Source organism: Mycobacterium kyorinense (genome assembly GCF_001672775.1).
Classification (GTDB): Bacteria; Actinomycetota; Actinomycetes; order Mycobacteriales; family Mycobacteriaceae; genus Mycobacterium; species Mycobacterium kyorinense_A.
Genome location: NZ_LZKJ01000036.1, coordinates 35,904 through 54,247, shown reverse-complemented (window position 1 = coordinate 54,247; position 18,344 = coordinate 35,904). Strand labels below are relative to the sequence as shown.

Below are 18,344 nucleotides of genomic sequence, written 5' to 3'. Positions count from 1 at the left end.
AGGACATCCTGCAAGACATCGGCGCGATCTCCGCGATGCAGTCGGACGCCCAGGCCATGGGACGGCTCGGCGAGACGGTGCTGCGTACCTGGCAGACGGCGCACGCGATGAAACAGCTGCGCGGCCAGCTGTCGCCAAATGAACTGGCCGACAATGAGCGAGCACGCCGCTACGTCGCCAAGACCACCATCTGTCCGGCGCTGATCCACGGCCTCGACGACGAGATCGGCTCGATCGCGCCGGGCAAACTGGCGGACTTCGTGTTGTGGACACCGGCGCTGTTCGGCGTCAAGCCGACTGTGGTGTTCAAGGGCGGAATGGCAGCGATGGCACTGCTCGGCGACCCGAGCGCATCGGTGCCCACACCCCAGCCGGTATTGCCGCGGCTGGGGTACAACGCCCATACCCGCGCCGCGGCGGCCACCAGTGTCGCGTTCGTCGCGCCGGCCGCCCTGGAGGACGGGCTGGCCGATCGGCTGAATATCGACCGAAAGCTGGTGCCGGTCAAGAACATGCGCGGCCTGTCCAAAGCGGACCTACCGCTCAACGATGCGCTGCCGACCATCGAGGTCAACCCCAACACATTCGAGGTCCGCATCGACGGTCAACCCGCCAACCACCCGCCGCTCACCGAACTTCCGATGACCCAGCGCTACTTCCTCTATTGATCATGCCGACGAGTCCCGCGGCGCTGTTGCTACTGGCCGACGGCCGGTTCCCATCCGGGGGATACGCGCATTCCGGTGGTGTAGAACCAAGCATCATGGCCGGACGCGTCCACGACATTTCGAGCCTGGAAGCGTTTCTACGCGGCCGCGCCGCGACGTCAGGTGTCGTGGCTGCCGCCTTCGCCGCCGCGGCTTGTGGGACCGCCGACCCCGGCCGCCTGCACGCCCTGGGTCTCGAACTGGATGCCCGCCTACCCTCGCCGGCAGTGCGCGCCGTTTCTCGTGCCCTCGGCCGGCAACTGGCCCGAGCTGCGGCTCGAGTCCGACCGCATTCCCGGCTGGCCGAACTCGACGACGATGCGCATCAGCCGATCGTGCTCGGCGTCGCCGCATCGGTTTTCGATCTGTCACCGCGCGACGCCGCGTTATGGGCGTTGCACGAGAACGTGGTGGGCCCGGCTACCGCCGCAGTACGGCTGCTGAGCCTCGACCCGTTCCACGTGCACGCGATATTGGCGAACCTCACCGGGCTGCTCGACGAATTGGCCGATCATGCAACCCGATACGTCGATGCTCCGGTGGCGGAGTTGCCGGCCGCCAACGCGCCGCTGCTCGATATCGCCGCCGAGCATCATGCCCGGGAGGCGGTGCGGCTGTTTGCTTCTTGACCGGCGTCACCGTAGTGGCATGGTTGCTCAGGCTTGTCTGGCTACCGCACGCAATGCGAACGGTAGCTTCGTCTCCCAATTGTGTTGCGAGGCGCCGTTGAATCTGCGGCTTACCATGCCGAAGGCTCGGGAGCAGTGTGCGAGCGAAAACCCCGATGCGGTTTACGTCTGTATCGCCGCCGGTGCTGCCGGGCCCGTCGGCGGCGATCAACTTACCTTCAGCGTTGACGTGGGCGCAGACAGTGCTCTGGTCCTGGCAGATATCTCGTCGACGGTGCTGCTGCCCGGACCGCACAACGAACAATCAACGATGGCCATCGATATCCGTGTCGCCGATGGCGCGACGCTGATCTGGCTGCCCGAGCCGATCATCGCCGCCGATGGGTGTTATCACCGCCACGACGTGCGCGTCGAACTCGACGCGGACGCTCGGCTGCTGATGCGCGAGGAGTTGCTGCTCGGCCGGCACGGTGAACGAACAGGCAATGTCCGCCAAAGCATTCGCGTGCGACGCAACGGTGCGCCGCTCTACCACCAGCAATTGGGCGTCGGCCCGCGCTCGGACGGCTGGGATACGCCCGCGGTGGTCGGTGCGTATCGAACTCTCGGCTCGATGCTCGTCGTGGATCCCGCGTGGCGCGACGAACGTCCGCAGGGCGGTCCCCTCGGGGATACCCTCGCTGTCCTGCCGCTCGCGGGGCCGGCCGTGGTGGTCACGGCGCTGGCAGCCGACACCCTGGAACTGCGGCGAGGACTCAACCAGGCGCTATCCCGGCTGATCTCTTGGGCTCAGCCGGGCTGACCGATGTCATGACAGAAGGAGGCCATTGTGGTTGATACAGAACACAAGACGCGGTCGTTGCGGCTCGGCGTAGCGGGACCGGTGGGGACCGGCAAGAGCTCCATCATTGCCACGTTGTGCCGCAACATGGCCACGGAGTTCAACACCGGGGTCATCACCAACGACATCTACACCGATGAGGATGCGCGGTTCCTGCGCGCTGCTGGAGTGCTGCCCGCCGAGCGGATTCGCGCCGTGGAGACCGGAGCCTGCCCACATACCGCGATCCGCGACGACATCACGATGAACCTCATCGCGATCGAGGACCTGGAAAAAGATTATGCGCCATTGGATCTCGTGTTGATCGAGAGCGGCGGCGACAATCTCACCGCCACCTTCTCGCCGGGACTTGTCGATGCACAGATCTTTGTCCTCGACGTCGCCGGAGGTGGAGACGTCGCGCGCAAAGGCGGCCCGGGCATTGCCCGCGCCGATCTGCTGGTGATCAACAAGACCGATCTGGCGCCGCACGTCGACGTCGACGTCGATCGGATGGTCGCTGACGCCATGGCCGCCCGTGCCGGGTCACCGGTGCTCGCGCTCTCCAAAACACGCCAGGACACCATCGACGAGCTGTGCGCGTGGGTGCGCACAATTCACGCTGCCCACAGCAGCGGCAGCCACACCCCTATCGATCCCGGTGCGATGGCGCGCCATGTTCATACCGCCGGTGAGTAGCTCACGGCGGCGATGATGGCACTATGCCCGACGACGAACTGGACGAGCTTTACGCGGCCGAACCGAACCGCTTCACTGCACTGCGCAGCACGCTGAGCGCAGCAGCCAAGCGCCGCGGCGACACGGCGGTGGCCAAGCAGATCTCCGCTGCGCGCAAACCCACCACAGCGGCGTGGGTGGTCAACCGACTTACCTTGCAGCACAAGGAATCCAAGCAGCGCCTCGCTGAGCTCGGCGACCGTTTGCGTGCCGCGCATTCGACTATGGATGGTGATCTCATCCGCCGTCTGTCGATGGAGCAGCATCGACTCGTCAACGAACTGACCCGGGCCGCCTTCGCCGGGGCTGGGTTGACGAATCCGTCGGCCACCGTGCGTGACGACGTCTCGAGCACACTGCAGGCCGCCGTCGCCGACCCCGATGTCACAGCGCGACTCGGCCGGCTGGCCAAGGCGGAGCGCTGGTCGGGTTTCGGCGTCCTCGGTGAGGCCGCGCCGGAGCCCGCCCGGAAAACCTCCGGAACTGCACACCGTCAACTCGAGAAGCTGCAACAGGCTTGGGCAGCTGCCAAGCAAGCTAAAACGGACGCCGACCGCGAGTTGACTGCACGAGAAGAAGAGCTGTCAGCGGCCCGCCGGCGCCTGCGTGAAAGCGAACGCGACGTCAAGTCCGCCGAAAAAGCGTACGACACAGCCAAACAAGCCAGCCACGACGCCGCGGAATTGGTGAAGAAAGCCAGATCCCGTCTCAGCAGACAGGCCTAGGTGGCACGCTGCCCGACGCCGGTGGCCAGTTCTTTTTCGCGTAGTCTGCCGCCGGCGGAGGGGTGCAGTGGCGGCGTCGCCATCCCGCCGCCTTCCCGCAGCCCGCCGAGGAATTCGCGAATCGCGTCGCAGGATGTGCGGGACGGATTCCAGCCGAGTTCGCTGTGCGCGCGCGTGATATCCATGATCGGCACGCGCAGCGCGAGATCGAGCAGCGTCGGGCTGGCCGGCACCAGGTGCAGTTTCCAGGCGGCGGCGACTGCCGCCCGGATCGGCCACACGGGCAGTTTGATTGGTCGCGCCCCGAGCAGCTCACCCAGCGTGCGGGCATCCAGCACCGGGTCGGCCGCGATGTTGAACGCACCGCGCACCGGCCGAACGATGGCAAGGCGCAACGCCTCTGCGGCGTCGAGCGAGTGTAGAGCCTGCAAGCGCAAGCCCGGCAGATCCGGGACAACCGGCAGCAGCGACGGCCGGGTCAGCGTGGTGGGCAGCAACGGACCGGCGAACAACCGGCGCTGCTCAGACGCCGCCTCGCGCTTGAAGATGAAACCCGGCCGAAGCCGGACCACCCGGATGGCGGAATGTTGACGCTCGAAGGTGTCGAGCACGCGTTCCAGATATGCCTTCTCCCGTCCATAGGCCGCGGTCGGGAGCCCATGCGTGGGCCAGGATTCGTCGACAGCGTGGTTCTGCGGTCCGGGGGAGTAGGCCCCGACCGAGGACGCGTAGATCAGTGCTCCGACACCGGCGCGGGCAGCGGCGTCGAAAACCCGCATGCTGCCGAGGACGTTGTTGCGCCAGGTGGCGAGCTCATCGTGGGTGGGTTGGAAGATCCAGGCCAACTGCACCACGGCATCGGCGCCCTGGAAGTGCGTCTCGAGCTCATCGGACGAAGCGTCGGCTTGAACCCATGTCGTCTTGGCCGGCTGCCATTCCGGCCGGCGACGCGCAATTCCCACAACCGCATCGATCTGCTCGTCGGCAGTGAGGACTTCGACCAGGCTGGTGCCGATATTGCCGGTCGCGCCGACGATTACCACTCGCATGATCGGTGGGGTACCCCGCCGGATCGACCGAAAACCCGCCGCCGGCCGGCCGAAGTCAGCGGATGGTCAACCCGGTCAGCGCCCGGCCGATGACGAGCCGTTGAATCTCGCTGGTGCCTTCAAAGATGGTGAAGATCTTGGCATCCCGGTGCATGCGCTCGACGGGATAGTCACGCGTATAGCCGTTACCGCCGAGAATCTGGATTGCCTCGTCGGTGACATACACCGCGGTTTCGCTGGCGAACAGTTTGGCCATCGAGCCTTCGGCCGAGGTGAACTGCTGATCGTTCCGTTGCATCCAGCCGGCCCGCCAGACCAGCAGCCGGGAGGCATCGATGCGGCTCTTCATGTCCGCCAGCTTGAACGCGATGGCCTGGAATTCGGCGATCTTGCGCCCGAACTGCTCGCGTTGACACGAGTAATCCAGCGCGTATTCGTAAGCAGCGCGGGCAATGCCCAGCGCCATCGCCCCGACCACCGGACGGGTACGTTCGAACGTCATCATCGCCGCCTGGCTGGATGTCCGTTCGCCCGCCCGGATTCTGGCGAGCCGACGCTCGAAACGCTCTCTGCCACCCAGGATCAGTTCGCCGGGGAGGCGAACGTCGTCGAGCACCACTTCGGCGGTGTGCGAGGCGCGGATACCGTGCTTTTTGAACTTCTGTCCCTGCGTCAGGCCTTTGGTTCCAGGCGGCACGATGAACGTCGCCTGCCCGCGAGTGCCCAGGTCCGGATCCACCGACGCCACCACCACATGCACGTTGGCGATGCCGCCGTTGGTGGCCCACGTCTTGGTCCCGTTCAGCACCCATTCGTCGGCGGCCTCGTCGTATTTGGCTCGGGTGCGCACCGCTCCGACGTCCGAACCGGCGCCGGGTTCAGATGAGCAGAAGGCTGCGAGTTTCGGGTCGTCCGGGGTGCCGAACATCTGCGGAAGCCACTCGCCGAGTTGCGCCGGGGTGCCGTTGGCCGCCAACGCGGCCGCAGCAAGTCCCGTGGCCAGGATGGACAGCGCTATCCCGGCGTCGCCCCAAAACATTTCTTCGAAGACGACCGGCAGGCCCAGCCCGCTGGGTTCGCCTGCCATCTGGGCGAACAGGTCGGGCGTGTACAGCCCGACCTTGGCCGCCTCTTGAATGATCGGCCAGGGCGTTGCTTCACGCTCATCCCATTCGGCTGCCGCGGGCCGGATGACGGACTCGGCGAACTCATGCACCCAGTCGCGGACGTGGGCGACTTCCTCGGGCAACGTCAATGAGAACGCGTCCATCAATGCTCCTGTCAGCCGTGCCTGTGCGGCGCCGTCATGAGCACAGTAAACACTTGTATACTGATCTTCAAATCCGCAGGTGGCCGCCGGCCGCGATGCGGGCTGCGACGTCAGCTGCGATGTCCAAGGTGGCGCGGTCGTCGGCTGCCGAGTAGCGGTCGGCGACCGGGTCGTACGTTGCGCCGGCGATCGAGCCGTGATCGGCGCGGAGCTCAACCAACTCCACCGGCCACCCGTTCTGTTCGAGCGCCGAGGCGAAATCCCGGCTCCAATCGACCGGAACGGCATCGTCGGCTACGCCGTGGAGCAGCGTGAACGGCGTGCGATGTTCGGCATCGTGCAGCCCGGCGGTCGGGAGCTTCCCCGATATCGGATCCGGGGCCAGGAACGCTCCGGCCAGGCACACGGTGTGAGCGAAGCCAAAACCGTACCGGCGTGCCTGCGTCGTCAGCCCCGCCGCTGCCGCGCCGCCCAACGACCAGCCCACAAGCACCAGCTCGTCGGGGTTCTCGGCGTGCTCACGCGCGAAATCCACCGACCGCAGCAGATCGGCGCGGCCGCCGTCGTCAGCGTGGGAATTCCAGTCGGGCGCGACCACCGCCATGCCGTGGCCGGCCACCAGTTCTGCGAGCGGCCGCACGGCGGTGCGGGCGTCGCTCTGCTGACCGTGCCACAGCAGCACGGTTCGGGATGACGGCGCGCCGACAAGGTCAACCAGCCGACCGGGGGCGTATTCGACGGTTTGCATACCGCAAGTGTGCCCGCGTGGCCCGGTGATCAGGGCGTGGGCGACTGCTCGTTTCGATGCTGCTCGACGATCCCGTTGAGGATGCCCAACTGCAACTTGGCTTCCACCGGCGACTTGCCCGGATCCACCGTTGCCGAGTCGTTCTTCTGCCACGGCTGACAGCCGTCGGTCTTGAAGGATTTGTCGGTCGGCTGAATCTCCACGACCTGCGGTTTCTTGGTCATCGCGTTGTCGAGGATTTCTTTGCCCTCGACGCCGCCGACCCGCTTCCAGTAGCAGGTGGTCTTTTCGGTCGGGCCGGCCGACGTATAAATGCCCGGCACGATGTCGGTTCCGACCGCATAAGTGCCGTCGCGGTCGATGATCGTCTTGGGCTGTCCAGACGCTTGCGGTGCAGGTGCGGTCTGCTTCGGACCGGGCGCGGTCTGCCCGGGACCCGGCGCCGGCCCTGGCGTGTGCGGGGCCGGGGGATCGGCGCTGGCAACTCCGGAGGAAACGCCCAAGCCGGCAAGAAGCAGCGTCGCCGCTGCGATTGCGAGTGGCTTCGACCTCATGAGAAGCAGCATACGGGTAACCCGCGTACCGGGTAGTTAGGCCGACTTAGTCAATAGCGGCATCAGCATCCGGCGGCGCGCCGAGATCGCGTCGGCGAAGTAGTGCAGCGCCTCAGGCACCGAACCGACGATGGGGAACATGTCCTCGTCGCCGGTGACCGCCAGCAGTCGGCTGACTGCGGGGCTGGCGACCAGCGCCCACTCCACTCCCGCGGCGCGGCAGTCGTCGTCGATGCGGTACAGGAGGCGAATACCCTGCGCGGCCAGGCAGTCGACGCCACTCATGTCCAACACGATGGGCTGGTCAGGCAGGACGAAGTGCCTGCTGTACTCGCTGACCCGGTCGATGTTCAGCGCATCGATTGCCCCGCTGATCGTGACCACGGTCGCCAGGTGGCGCCACTGTGCCCTGATGTGGGCACCGTCGCAGTCGAAGGTGGGGGTGGTGGGTCGCGCAGTGGAATACGACGCTGTGGTGTCGATCGATTCGGTCACGTCGGCCTCATTTCTCGATCACGTTGCTGACATTGCGGGTCGGGATTTACCTCAACCTGCTCACGACGCTAATTCGCTACTCTAAGGTCACCGGGAGCGGCGTTTAATACTTTGCTAAGAAACAACTTTGGGGCGGATATCCAGCGCATCAGCGACGACCGAAGACAGCTGGCGCAGCCGCAGCCTTCGCGAGGACGATGTCTGGTTCGTCAATGCACCCGCCGGCCAGCCGTCGCCGGCGAGCTGAGCGTTACACCTTCCGCAATTCGAAAATGGGGATGACGCGCTCGGTCTTGGATTGGTAGCCGCCGAAGCCTGGTGCGGTCGTCACCACATGCCGAAACGCGGCTTCGCGTTCGTCGCGGGGCATCTCGCGGGCCTCGACGTCATAGGACTCGGTGCCGATCTCGATATGCGCCCGCGGGTGAGCGCGCAGGTTGTGCACCCACGCGGGGTCGACGTCGGCTCCGGCATAGGAACCGACAACGCTGAGCTTGCCGTCGATGCGGAAGTACATCACCGGATTGATCCGGGTCTTGCCCGACTTTGCGCCCGTCGTGTGCAGCAGGAGCAGCGTCGCACCCTCGAACGGTCCACCGACCTTGCCGTCGTTGGCGCGAAATTCGTCGATGATCGCCGGGTTCATCGAAACATCAGGACGGTCAGCCATGAATGCCGCTCTCCTCCAGTCGCTTTCGGGTAAAGCAACGCACGACACCCCGCGACCCTGTTGGGCCGCGGGGTGTCGATGCGCCGTTGTGGATGTTGATCAAACGAGGTCGAACCGATCCTGGTTCATCACCTTGACCCACGCCGCGACGAAGTCCTCCACGAACTTGCCTTGGTTGTCGTCCTGGGCATAAACCTCGGCCAGCCCGCGCAGCACCGAATTGGAGCCGAACACCAAGTCGTTGGCGGTAGCCGTCCACTTGAGCTGCCCCGTCGACCGGTCGACGACCTCGTAGACGTTTTCCGCCGATTCCGAGGCCTTCCACTGGTTACCCATGTCGACCAAGTTGACGAAGAAGTCGTTGGTCAACGTGCCGGGTCGATCGGTGAACACGCCGTGCTTGCTGCCGCCATGGTTGGCACCCAGCGCACGTAGCCCACCGACGAGCACCGTCATCTCCGGAGCGGTCACGCCCAGCAGGTAGGCCCGCTCGACCAGCAACTGCTCCAACGGTGCCTTCTCGCCGGGACGGACGTAGTTGCGGAACCCGTCGGCGCGCGGTTCGAGCACCGCGAAGGATTCCACGTCGGTGCTCTCCTGCGACGCGTCGGTTCGCCCCGGCGCGAAATGCACCGAGATCTCATAGCCGGCGTCCTTGGCGGCCTTCTCCACTGCCGCAGAACCGGCCAACACGATCAGGTCGGCAAGCGAGATTTTCTTGCCGCCCGACGCCGAGGCGTTGAAGTCCTGCTGGATCTGCTCGAGAGCCGGCAGCACCTTCTCCAACTCCGAGGGTTCGTTGACCTCCCAGTTCTTCTGCGGTTCCAGGCGCAGCCGGGCTCCGTTGGCGCCACCCCGCTTGTCGGTTCTGCGGAAACTGCTCGCCGCAGACCAGGCCGTCTTGACCAGCTGGGGAACGGACAGCCCGGACTCCAGCACCTTGCTCTTCAGCGCGGCGACGTCCTTGTCATCGACCAGCTTGTGGTCCACCTCCGGAACCGGGTCCTGCCACAGCTGCGGCTCGGCAATCCAGGGCCCGAGGTAACGCGTGATCGGACCCATGTCGCGGTGCAGCAGCTTATACCACGCTTTGGCGAATGCCTCGGCCAACTCCTCGGGGTGGTCGAGCCAGCGTCGGGTGATGTCGGCGTAGATCGGCGACTCCCGCATCGAGAGGTCGGTGACCAGCATCGTCGGGGCGCGTCCCTTACCGCCGAACGGATCGGGGATCGTGCCCGCACCGGCGCCGTCCTTGGCCGTGAACTGCCACGCGCCGGCGGGGCTCTTGGTCAGCTCCCACTCGTAGCCGTACAAGGTCTCCAGATAACTGTTGTCCCACTTGGTCGGGGTCGGCGTCCAGACGACCTCGAGGCCGCTGGTGATGGCGTCCTTGCCCGACCCGCTGGCATACGAGCTCTTCCACCCCAATCCCTGTTGTTCGATCGGGGCGCCTTCCGGTTCGGGACCGACCAGATCGGCGTCGCCGGCGCCGTGGGTCTTACCGAAGGTATGGCCGCCGACGATCAGCGCGGCGGTTTCCTCGTCGTTCATCGCCATCCGGCCGAACGTCTCGCGGATGTCGATCGCCGCGGCAACCGGATCCGGCTTGCCCTCCGGGCCTTCGGGGTTGACGTAGATGAGACCCATGGTCGTCGCGCCGTAAGGCTCGGCGAGATCGCGCTTACCGGAGTAGCGCTTGTCGGTGCCCATCCACTCGTCTTCTTCGCCCCAGAGCATTTCCTCGGGCTCCCAGACGTCCTCGCGGCCGAAACCGAAGCCGAAGGTCTTGAACCCCATCGATTCCATGGCCACGTTTCCGGCGAAGACGATCAGGTCCGCCCAGGAGATCTTGTTGCCGTACTTCTTCTTGATCGGCCACAGCAACCGGCGGGCCTTGTCCAGGCTCGCGTTGTCCGGCCAGCTGTTGAGCGGGGCGAAGCGCTGCATACCCTGGCCGCCGCCGCCGCGGCCGTCGTGAATGCGGTAGGTGCCCGCGGAGTGCCAGCTCATCCGGATGAACAGTCCGCCGTAGTGGCCGTAGTCAGCCGGCCACCAGTCCTGCGACGTGGTCATCATCGAGATCATGTCGGCTTTGAGCGCCTCGACGTCGAGCTTGGCGAACTCCTCGGCGTAGTTGAAGTCCTCGCCGAGCGGGTTGGCCTGGGGTGAGTGCGGATGCAGCCGCGAGACGTCGACCTGGTCGGGCCACCAGTCCCGGTTCGTCAGTGGGGCATGCGCCTTCGGTTTGGGCGAAGGAATTGCCGGGTTTTCGCTCTCGCTGGTGCTGGCCGTCTTGGTGTCGGCGTGCGGCGGGCGGCTTTCAGATGTATCGGATGACACAATTTTCCTTCCAGGTGGTGGTGAATCGGGCTGCGATCACGGCTGTGATCCTTCAATCTGCAGTCGAGCAGTTCGGGCATTGACCCCAATAGATGACTTCGGCCTCGTCGAGCACGAATCCGTTGTCGTCGGACGGGGCCAAACAGGGTGCCTCGCCGACTGCGCAGTCGACGTCGGCGATGGCCCCACATGACCGGCAGACCACGTGGTGGTGGTTGTCAGCGACCCGAGACTCGTAGCGGGCGACGAAACCCGACGGCTGGATGCGCCGCACCAGACCGACAGTGGTCAGCGCGTGCAACACGTCGTAGACGGCTTGCCGGGAAACGGTGGGCAGCCCGGAGCGCACGGCCGAGAAAATTGTGTCGGTGTCGGCGTGCGGGTGTGCGTGCACCGCCTCCAGCACCGCGACGCGAGGACGTGTCACGCGCAGATCGGCGTTCCGCAGTTGCTCCGCGAACTCGGCCGTCGAGGACACGCAAGCACTATGACCCCTTTTTCTGGAATGAGTCAATAGTTTGGTTGGCTGTGTCGCGCGGCAGTTTTCCGCGGCCACACGGCCTTGCCGACAGGCCAATGGGGTGCTTGCACTGGTACCCTCCGAACGCTGCCGCGTGAAGGCGGCCCGCACGGCCAATCGACGCAGTGGCGCGAACGAAACAGCAGAGGCTTCCCGGAAAGAGTGTTGTGCGCAGCGGAGACATCAAGGCCCTCACCGGTCTTCGCATCATCGCCGCCGTCTGGGTAGTGCTGTTCCATTTCCGGCCGCTGTTGCGCGATGCGGCACCTGGCTTCAGCGATGCCATGGCGCCGGTCCTGAACTGCGGCGCTCAGGGCGTCGACCTGTTCTTCATCCTGAGCGGCTTCGTGTTGACCTGGAACTATCTCGACCGGATGGGCTGGTCGTGGTCCACCCGCGCCACCCTCAACTTCCTGTGGCTGCGACTGGCCCGGGTGTGGCCGGTCTACCTGGTCACCTTGCATCTGGCCGCGGCGTGGCTGATCTTCACGCTGCACGTCGGCCATGTGCCGTCGGAGGCAGTGAGCCAACTCACCGCGGTCAGCTATGTGCGTCAAGTCCTGCTGGTGCAGCTGTGGTTCCAGCCGTTCTTCGACGGCTCGAGCTGGGACGGCCCGGCATGGTCGATCAGCGCTGAGTGGCTGGCCTATCTAATGTTCGGCGCGTTGATACTGGTGATCTTCCGGATGGCGCATGCGACCAGAGCGCGGAACCTGATCTGGTTGGCGTTCGGCGCGTCGCTGCCGCCGGTGCTGCTGTTGTTGGCCAGCGGCCAGTTCTATACGCCGTGGAGCTGGCTGCCCCGGATCGTCATGCAATTCACGGCGGGCGCGCTGGTTGCCGCCGCGGTGATCAGGTTGCGTCCGACCGATCGTGCGCGACGCGGAGCCGGCTACGTTTCCGGATTGCTGATCGCAGCCATCGTCGGCCTGTTGTACCTGCTCGACGCCCATCCGGTGCCCGGGGTCATCGACAGCGGCGGGCTGGTCGACATTCTGTTCGTGCCGCTGGTGATGACGCTGGCGATGGGCGCCGGCAGCCTGCCGCGGCTGCTGTCCGTCCGGGCGATGGTCTACGGCGGCCAAATCTCGTTTTGCCTGTACATGGTGCACGAACTGGTGCACACGGCCTGGATATGGGCCACCCAGCAGTTTGAGCTCACCCTCTACGGCTTTGGCGGAAAACTGACCGTGATCGGTCTGCTCGTGCTGGCCACCGGCATCGCCGTGGTGCTGTTCCACTTCGTGGAGGAGCCGGCCCGGCAGTGGATGCGCCGAATGATCGACGTGGGGGAGCCCAGCGCCGGAACGCGAGTCGACCTACGGGCCGACCCGGCGAAGGCGCGACTCCAACCGGTCGGCGGCCCGGTGGAAGAGCACAACGCCCCGCTTTCGGTACGCGCGGGCTAGGAGTCATTGCTGCTGGATCCCCAACGGTTGCGCGGCCACCCGGGCCGCAATTCTTTGCGTTTGCTCGTACGATGCCGCTTAGACGGCATTTGTGAACAGTGGAGGTGGCAGTGGGTCGTCTGACCTCGATGGTCGTCGCACTCGCATTCGCGTTCGGCATTCTCAGTGCACAGGGCGCGCCGCCGCGCTACCAGACAAGCAGCATCGGTTCGCCGGTGAATCACGTTGCGGTGATCGGCGACTCCTACACCAACGGAACCGACGAGGGCGGCCTCGGCTCCAAGGCGTGGACGGCTCGCACCTGGCTGACGCTCGGCCGCCAGGGTCTGCAGGTGGCTCCCGACGTGGCATCCGAAGGCCGGGCCGGCTACGGCGTGCCGGGCGACCATGGCAGCCTTTTTCGGGATCTCACTGCCCGGGCCGTCCACCCCAACGATGTGCTGGTGGTGTTCTTCGGTTCCCGCAATGACCAGGGGGTCAACTCCGAGTTGTTGGCCCAATTGACCCGCGACGCTTTCGATATGGCCCGCCATATCGCACCGGCGGCGAAACTTCTGGTGATCGGGCCGCCGTGGCCGACGACGGACCCGCCCGACGGGGTTCTGGAAGTGCGCGATGTGGTGGCCGGCCAGGCGCGAGCCGTCGGGGCGACGTTCGTGGACCCGATCAACGACCGTTGGTTCGTCGACCGACCCGATCTGATCGGCGCCGACGGCGTACACCCCACCGACGCCGGGCACGCCTACATGGCGGAGAAGATTGCGCCGTTGATCCGCGCCCAGTTGCCCAAGCGGAATTGATCTGCGGTCACCCGCGGGATGCGGTGCGAAATCTGTCTCGGTAGGCCTTCGGTGACACGCCGAGGTGGGTAACGAAAGCTCGCCGCAGCGTTTCAGTGCTGCCAAAGCCCGCCAGGTGCGCGGCGTCGGTGATGCTGCGGCCGGCGTCGAGTGCGCCGCGGGCGGCATCGATGCGAACCATTTCGACGTAGCGGGCCGGCGTCGTGCCCAGTTCGGCCTGAAACAGTCTGGTCAATTGCCTAGTGCTCAAGGATGCCCGCGCTGCAAGGGCTTTCATGCTGTGGTCGGCGGCCGGGTTGGCTGCGATCGCATCGGTGACGGGCCGCAACGCCGACTGCGGCGGTGGGTCTGCTTCGACCAACACCGAGAATTGCGATTGGCCGCCCGCACGTTTGAGGTAGACGACCAACCACCGCGCCACGTCACGGACCAGCTCGGTGCCGTAATCCAATTCGACTAAGGCCAGCGCAAGGTCGATACCCGAGGAGATGCCGGCCGAGGTGAAGACGTCACCGTCGCGGACGAAAATCGCGTCTGGCTCAACGGTGACATCAGGAAAGGCCCGGGCCAGCAACCGGGTGTCTCGCCAGTGCGTGGTGGCGCGCCGCCCACTGAGCAGGCCGGCCTGGGCCAAGATGAAAGACCCGGTGCAGATGGACGCCAGTCGCCGGGTCCGGCTCGACATTGCTCTGACGGCGTCGACGAGCGCGGGATCGACGGCCCGCCTGGGCAAGTCGTCACTGCCAGCGACCATGACGGTGTCAGCGGAATCGATCGACAACACGCTGTCCGTGACCCCCAACCGGGTCCCGATTGAGGTCGTCACGTCGCGCCCATCCACCGACGCGATCTTGAGGCGGTAGTTACCGCCGAACCGGTTGGCTTCGGCAAAGACCTCAGCCGCTCCCGCGACATCCAACAACGTCACCTCGTCGAAAACGACGATCACCACAAGTCGTTGTCTGGTAGCGGTGTCGCTCACAAAGCGATTCTGTCGCATTTTGAGTGAAAGATGGCTCGCGTGGTCTTCTTGACCCCTTTGCCGACAGTTGCTCTGGTATAGCGTCAGGCTGTACGGATACCGACAGACGTTGCGAAGCAGGCGGCACGGTGGAGCTAATCGGCCGACGGGCCGAGTGTGCGGTTCTCGACGAGCTCATCGAGGCAGTTTGTGCGGGCGAAAGCCGGACCCTGGTCATTTGCGGTGAACCGGGAATCGGAAAATCCGCACTGCTGGAGTACGTGGCAAATCACGCATCGAAATGCCGCGTGATGCGCGCGGCCGGCGCGCAGTCCGAGATGGAACTGCCCTTCGCTGCACTGCACCAGTTGTGCGCGCCGCTGCTGGAACACTCGGAGCAACTTCCTCCGCCACAACGCGAGGCGCTGCGGACCGCCTTCGGCATGACCGCAGGGCCCCCGCCGGATGCTTTCCTGATCGGGTTGGCCGTTTTGAGTCTGTTATCTGAGGTCGCAGACCAGCAGCCGCTGGTCTGCGTGATCGATGATGAGCAATGGCTCGATCACGCCTCGGCGCAGGTGCTTACCTTCGTCGCGCGGCGCCTGTTAGCGGAGTCCGTCGGAGTGGTTTTCGCGGCGCGCATGCCCGGCCGCGATCTCGCCAATTTGCCGCAGCTGGCGATCCAGGGCCTGCCTGACGCCGAGGCGTGCGCGCTGCTGGACACAGTGCTCACCGGACCACTGGACGCGCGGGTGCGGGATCAGATCGTCGCAGAGACACGCGGCAATCCATTGGCATTGGTTGAGCTTCCGCGAGGACTCACTACGCAACAGCTAGCTGGCGGCTTCGGGCTGCCCAGCGCGGTACGGCTGTCCAGCAGCATCGAAGAAAGTTTCCGACAGCGCATCAGCGCCATGCCCGACCAGACGCGCATTCTCCTGCTGCTGGCAGCATCCCAGCCGACCGGTGATGCAGTGGTGATTTGGTCGGCAGCGACTCGGCTTGGGATCGGTGCAGACGCCGCGGCGCCCGCGATTGACGCGGGCCTGGCGGAATTCGGCTCCCGAGTACGGTTCCGCCATCCCCTCGCACGCTCGGCCGCCTACCATTCAGCGTCACTAGAGCAACGCCAACAGACCCACCGAGCCATCGCGGAAGTCCTAGATCCGCTGTCGGATCCCGACCGGCGCGCCTGGCATCGGGCCCATGCCGCCGCCGGGCCCGACGAGGACGTCGCCGCCGAGCTTGTGCACTCCGCCGGTCGAGCGCAAGCGCGCGGCGGAATTGCTGCCGCAGCGGCTTTTCTCGAGCGCGCCACCGCATTAACGGTCGATCCCGTGCGACGAGCCCAACGCGCCCTCGACGCTGCGGCGGCCAAGGCACAAGCCGGCGTGTTCGACGCGGCGCTAGATCTCATCGCCATAGCCGAAGCTGGACCGTTAACTGATTTTCAGCATGCTCGCGTCGATTTGGTGCGCGCGCATCTGGCCTTCGTGACCAACCGCGGCAGTGATGCTCCACCGCTGCTGCTGAAGGCGGCCCAACGGCTCGAACCAGTCGATACCGCGCTGTCGCGGGCAACCTACCTAGAGGCGCTCTCGGCGGCGATGTTCGCCGCCCGGTTGGCCGTCGCTGGCGGAGTCCACGAAATAGCACGCCGCGCAGGGGATTCGCCACGGTCTGCTGACCCGCGCCTGCCCGACCTACTCCTTGATGGCCTTGCGGCGCACTTCACCGACGGATACGCGGCGGGTCTGGCGATTCTGCGCCGTGCTGTCAGCATCGCAGAGAGCGGAACGGCTACGGGTCACGACCTGCGCTGTTTGTGGTTGGCCGGAATCGCCGCCTTGCACATATGGAATGACGAAAGCTGGGATGCGCTCTCGGCAAGTCATGTCGAGGGTGCCCGCGCTACTGGTGCGCTAACCGAGCTGCCGCTTGCTCTTGGTTCTCGAGCAGTCATGCTGCTATGTGCCGGGAAACTGAGTGCCGCCGAATCGCTGATTCAGGAGGCCGAGACGGTGACAGAGGCGACCGGCGACAGCGTGGCGCCCCATGGCGCACTGGGTCTCGCGGCATTTCGTGGCCGACCCGCTGAGGCGTCGGCCTTGATCGAAGCCACCACCAGAGACGTCATGCGCCGTGGTGAAGGCGTTGGGCTGACTATTGGTGAGTGGGCGACCGCAGTGCTCAACAACGGCATTGGCAACTACGCGGCCGCCATGGCCGCGGCCAAGAACGCCGCCGCGCATCCGGCGGATATCGGGGTATCGGCATGGGCGGCCGTTGAACTCATTGAAGCCGCCGTGCGCAGCGACATGACGGACACTGCGGTCGACGCCTTTCGCTGGCTCACTGAGATGACTAGTGCCAGCGGCACAGACTGGGCGCTTGGCGTCGAAGCGCGTTCACACGCATTGCTCAGCGACGGCCGAAACGCCGAGCACCTGTACCGCAAGGCAATTGAGCGGCTCGGGCGCACCCGGATGCGCGCCGAACTCGCCCGTGCCCATCTGCTTTACGGCGAATGGCTGCGTCGGGAGCGCCGTCGTACCGACGCGCGGGCACAGCTGCGCATCGCCCACGAAATGCTGGCCGCTATGGGGATGGAGGCCTTCGCCGAACGGGCCAGGCGCGAGCTTCAGGCAACCGGGGAGACCGCCCGCAAACGCGCCGCCGACATGATTAGCGAACAACTGACCGCGCAGGAAAGCCAGGTGGCGCGGTTGGCTCGCGACGGGCTTTCGAACCCGGAGATCGGTGCGCGGCTTTTCATCAGCCCACGAACGGTCCAGTACCACCTTCGAAAGGTGTTCGTGAAGCTCGACATCAGCTCCCGCAGCCAGCTTGATCGAGCCCTTCCAACAGACCGCTCCCCACAGCCTGACTAGCCACTGGCGGATGCGACCACGGATCACATCGCGGCAAGCTTGTGATGAAGGGCAACGAGACAGGGAGATCCATTCGTGCGCGCCAAGGTCGTCCTGGTCACCGGAGCATCGACCGGGTTCGGTCGACTCAGCGCCGAAGCGCTCGCTATCGCCGGCCACACCGTCTACGCATCGATGCGGGATACCACTGGGCGCAATGCATCTCACGTCGAGGCGGTGAGCTACTTCGCCATGGACAACGGCGTCGACCTACGAGTCGTGGAAATGGACGTACAGTCACAGTCTTCAGTGGACGCGGCAGTCGGGAAGGTCTTCGATGCCAACGGCCGTATCGACGTCGTGGTGCACAATGCTGGGCGCATGGTTTTCGGGCCGGCTGAAGCCTTTCTGCCCGAGCAACTGGCCGAACTCTACGACGTGAATGTGGTGGGCACGCAGCGGGTCAACCGTGCGGTGCTTCCCCACATGCGACTTCAGAAACAAGGGCTGATGGTGTGGATCTCGAGTAGTAGCTGCGGCGGCGGTACGCCGCCGTATCTCGCACCGTACTTTGCATCCAAGGCGGCGATGGATGCGCTGGCAGTCACATACGCGTGGGAACTAGTCCGCTGGGGCATCGAGACCTCTATCGTCGTTCCGGGCGCCTTCACCGCCGGTACAAACCACTTTGCGCATGCCGGCACGCCGGCCGACCAAGCGGTGGCCGACCAATACGAGGAAGGGCCGTATGCCGGGCTGGGTTCGCAGGTCCGGGAGGCCTACAACGCCATCGTGCCACCGGATGCTGACGCTTCCACGGTTGCCGACGCTGTCGTCACCGTCGTCGACGCCGCGTTCGGCTGCCGCCCTCTACGGGTTCACGTGGACCCAAGCGGCGATGGCGCTGACGTCGGCTTTGCAGTGCTCGATCGACTGAAGGCTGAGATGCTGTATCGGGTCGGCTTGCACGACCTGTTGAAACCGTCGCGGTTTGTCTAACCGGCCCGGTGACCCTTCGATCAAGAACTTCACCGATGGG

General features: G+C 65.4%; 18 protein-coding genes. 9 read left to right on the top strand and 9 right to left on the bottom strand.

What is annotated here, in order from left to right; all coding sequences use genetic code 11:
- From A5707_RS02945 to A5707_RS02925, 5 genes are all read left to right on the top strand, one after another.
- Positions 1-668, top strand: a 668-nt coding sequence (locus A5707_RS02945) for an amidohydrolase family protein (RefSeq protein WP_156657506.1), incomplete at its 5' end; no start/stop codon positions are given.
- Between the two features lie 2 nt (positions 669-670).
- Positions 671-1,336 (top strand): urease accessory protein UreF, encoded by a 666-nt coding sequence (locus tag A5707_RS02940; protein ID WP_065013027.1) that lies wholly within the window; start codon positions 671-673, stop codon positions 1,334-1,336.
- Positions 1,337-1,451: 115 nt separating this feature from the next.
- The gene (locus A5707_RS02935; protein WP_065013026.1) at positions 1,452-2,138 is read left to right on the top strand and encodes an urease accessory protein UreD; all 687 of its coding nucleotides are present in this window, start codon (positions 1,452-1,454) and stop codon (positions 2,136-2,138) included.
- A gap of 24 nt (positions 2,139-2,162) precedes the next feature.
- A complete protein-coding gene (ureG, locus tag A5707_RS02930; RefSeq protein ID WP_065013025.1) occupies positions 2,163-2,855 on the top strand; it encodes an urease accessory protein UreG in 693 nt (230 codons plus the stop codon).
- Between the two features lie 23 nt (positions 2,856-2,878).
- The gene (locus tag A5707_RS02925; protein ID WP_065013024.1) at positions 2,879-3,619 is read left to right on the top strand and encodes a hypothetical protein; all 741 of its coding nucleotides are present in this window, start codon (positions 2,879-2,881) and stop codon (positions 3,617-3,619) included.
- Here A5707_RS02925 and A5707_RS02920 read toward each other — a convergent pair.
- The 8 genes from A5707_RS02920 to A5707_RS02885 all read right to left on the bottom strand — a co-directional run bounded on the left by A5707_RS02920 (position 3,616) and on the right by A5707_RS02885 (position 11,223).
- Positions 3,616-4,668: an NAD-dependent epimerase/dehydratase family protein gene (locus A5707_RS02920; RefSeq protein ID WP_065013023.1), complete on the bottom strand. Its 1,053-nt coding sequence runs from the start codon at positions 4,666-4,668 to the stop codon at positions 3,616-3,618. The genes A5707_RS02925 and A5707_RS02920 overlap by 4 nt on opposite strands.
- Before the next feature lie 55 nt (positions 4,669-4,723).
- On the bottom strand, positions 4,724-5,938 hold the full coding sequence (locus A5707_RS02915) for an acyl-CoA dehydrogenase family protein (protein WP_065013022.1): 1,215 nt from the start codon (positions 5,936-5,938) through the stop codon (positions 4,724-4,726).
- 67 nt (positions 5,939-6,005) lie between these two features.
- Positions 6,006-6,686: an alpha/beta hydrolase gene (locus tag A5707_RS02910; RefSeq protein ID WP_065013021.1), complete on the bottom strand. Its 681-nt coding sequence runs from the start codon at positions 6,684-6,686 to the stop codon at positions 6,006-6,008.
- Positions 6,687-6,715: 29 nt separating this feature from the next.
- Positions 6,716-7,240, bottom strand: coding sequence for a hypothetical protein (locus tag A5707_RS02905; protein WP_065013034.1), 525 nt, complete (start codon positions 7,238-7,240; stop codon positions 6,716-6,718).
- 36 nt (positions 7,241-7,276) lie between these two features.
- The gene (locus A5707_RS02900; RefSeq protein WP_065013020.1) at positions 7,277-7,735 is read right to left on the bottom strand and encodes an STAS domain-containing protein; all 459 of its coding nucleotides are present in this window, start codon (positions 7,733-7,735) and stop codon (positions 7,277-7,279) included.
- Between the two features lie 250 nt (positions 7,736-7,985).
- The gene (locus A5707_RS02895) at positions 7,986-8,405 is read right to left on the bottom strand and encodes a nitroreductase family deazaflavin-dependent oxidoreductase (protein ID WP_065013019.1); all 420 of its coding nucleotides are present in this window, start codon (positions 8,403-8,405) and stop codon (positions 7,986-7,988) included.
- A 99-nt stretch (positions 8,406-8,504) separates the two neighbouring features.
- On the bottom strand, positions 8,505-10,745 hold the full coding sequence (katG, locus tag A5707_RS02890) for a catalase/peroxidase HPI (protein ID WP_065013018.1): 2,241 nt from the start codon (positions 10,743-10,745) through the stop codon (positions 8,505-8,507).
- Positions 10,746-10,797: 52 nt separating this feature from the next.
- The gene (locus tag A5707_RS02885; protein WP_065013017.1) at positions 10,798-11,223 is read right to left on the bottom strand and encodes a Fur family transcriptional regulator; all 426 of its coding nucleotides are present in this window, start codon (positions 11,221-11,223) and stop codon (positions 10,798-10,800) included.
- 209 nt (positions 11,224-11,432) lie between these two features.
- On the opposite strand from A5707_RS02885, the gene A5707_RS02880 reads away from it, so the two are divergent.
- The gene (locus A5707_RS02880; protein WP_082969213.1) at positions 11,433-12,674 is read left to right on the top strand and encodes an acyltransferase family protein; all 1,242 of its coding nucleotides are present in this window, start codon (positions 11,433-11,435) and stop codon (positions 12,672-12,674) included.
- Positions 12,675-12,784: 110 nt separating this feature from the next.
- Complete coding sequence (locus A5707_RS02875; RefSeq protein ID WP_065013033.1) at positions 12,785-13,474, top strand: Rv0518 family GDSL lipase; 690 nt, start codon at positions 12,785-12,787, stop codon at positions 13,472-13,474.
- 7 nt (positions 13,475-13,481) lie between these two features.
- Here the strand turns inward: A5707_RS02875 and A5707_RS02870 are convergent, their stop codons facing one another.
- Complete coding sequence (locus tag A5707_RS02870) at positions 13,482-14,474, bottom strand: GlxA family transcriptional regulator (RefSeq protein ID WP_065013015.1); 993 nt, start codon at positions 14,472-14,474, stop codon at positions 13,482-13,484.
- A 110-nt stretch (positions 14,475-14,584) separates the two neighbouring features.
- Here A5707_RS02870 and A5707_RS02865 point away from each other — a divergent pair, with 110 nt between their 5' ends.
- Both A5707_RS02865 and A5707_RS02860 read left to right on the top strand, forming a co-directional pair.
- Complete coding sequence (locus tag A5707_RS02865; RefSeq protein WP_232000605.1) at positions 14,585-17,326, top strand: helix-turn-helix transcriptional regulator; 2,742 nt, start codon at positions 14,585-14,587, stop codon at positions 17,324-17,326.
- 75 nt (positions 17,327-17,401) lie between these two features.
- A complete protein-coding gene (locus tag A5707_RS02860) occupies positions 17,402-18,304 on the top strand; it encodes an SDR family oxidoreductase (RefSeq protein WP_065013014.1) in 903 nt (300 codons plus the stop codon).
- Positions 18,305-18,344: the final 40 nt, after the last annotated feature.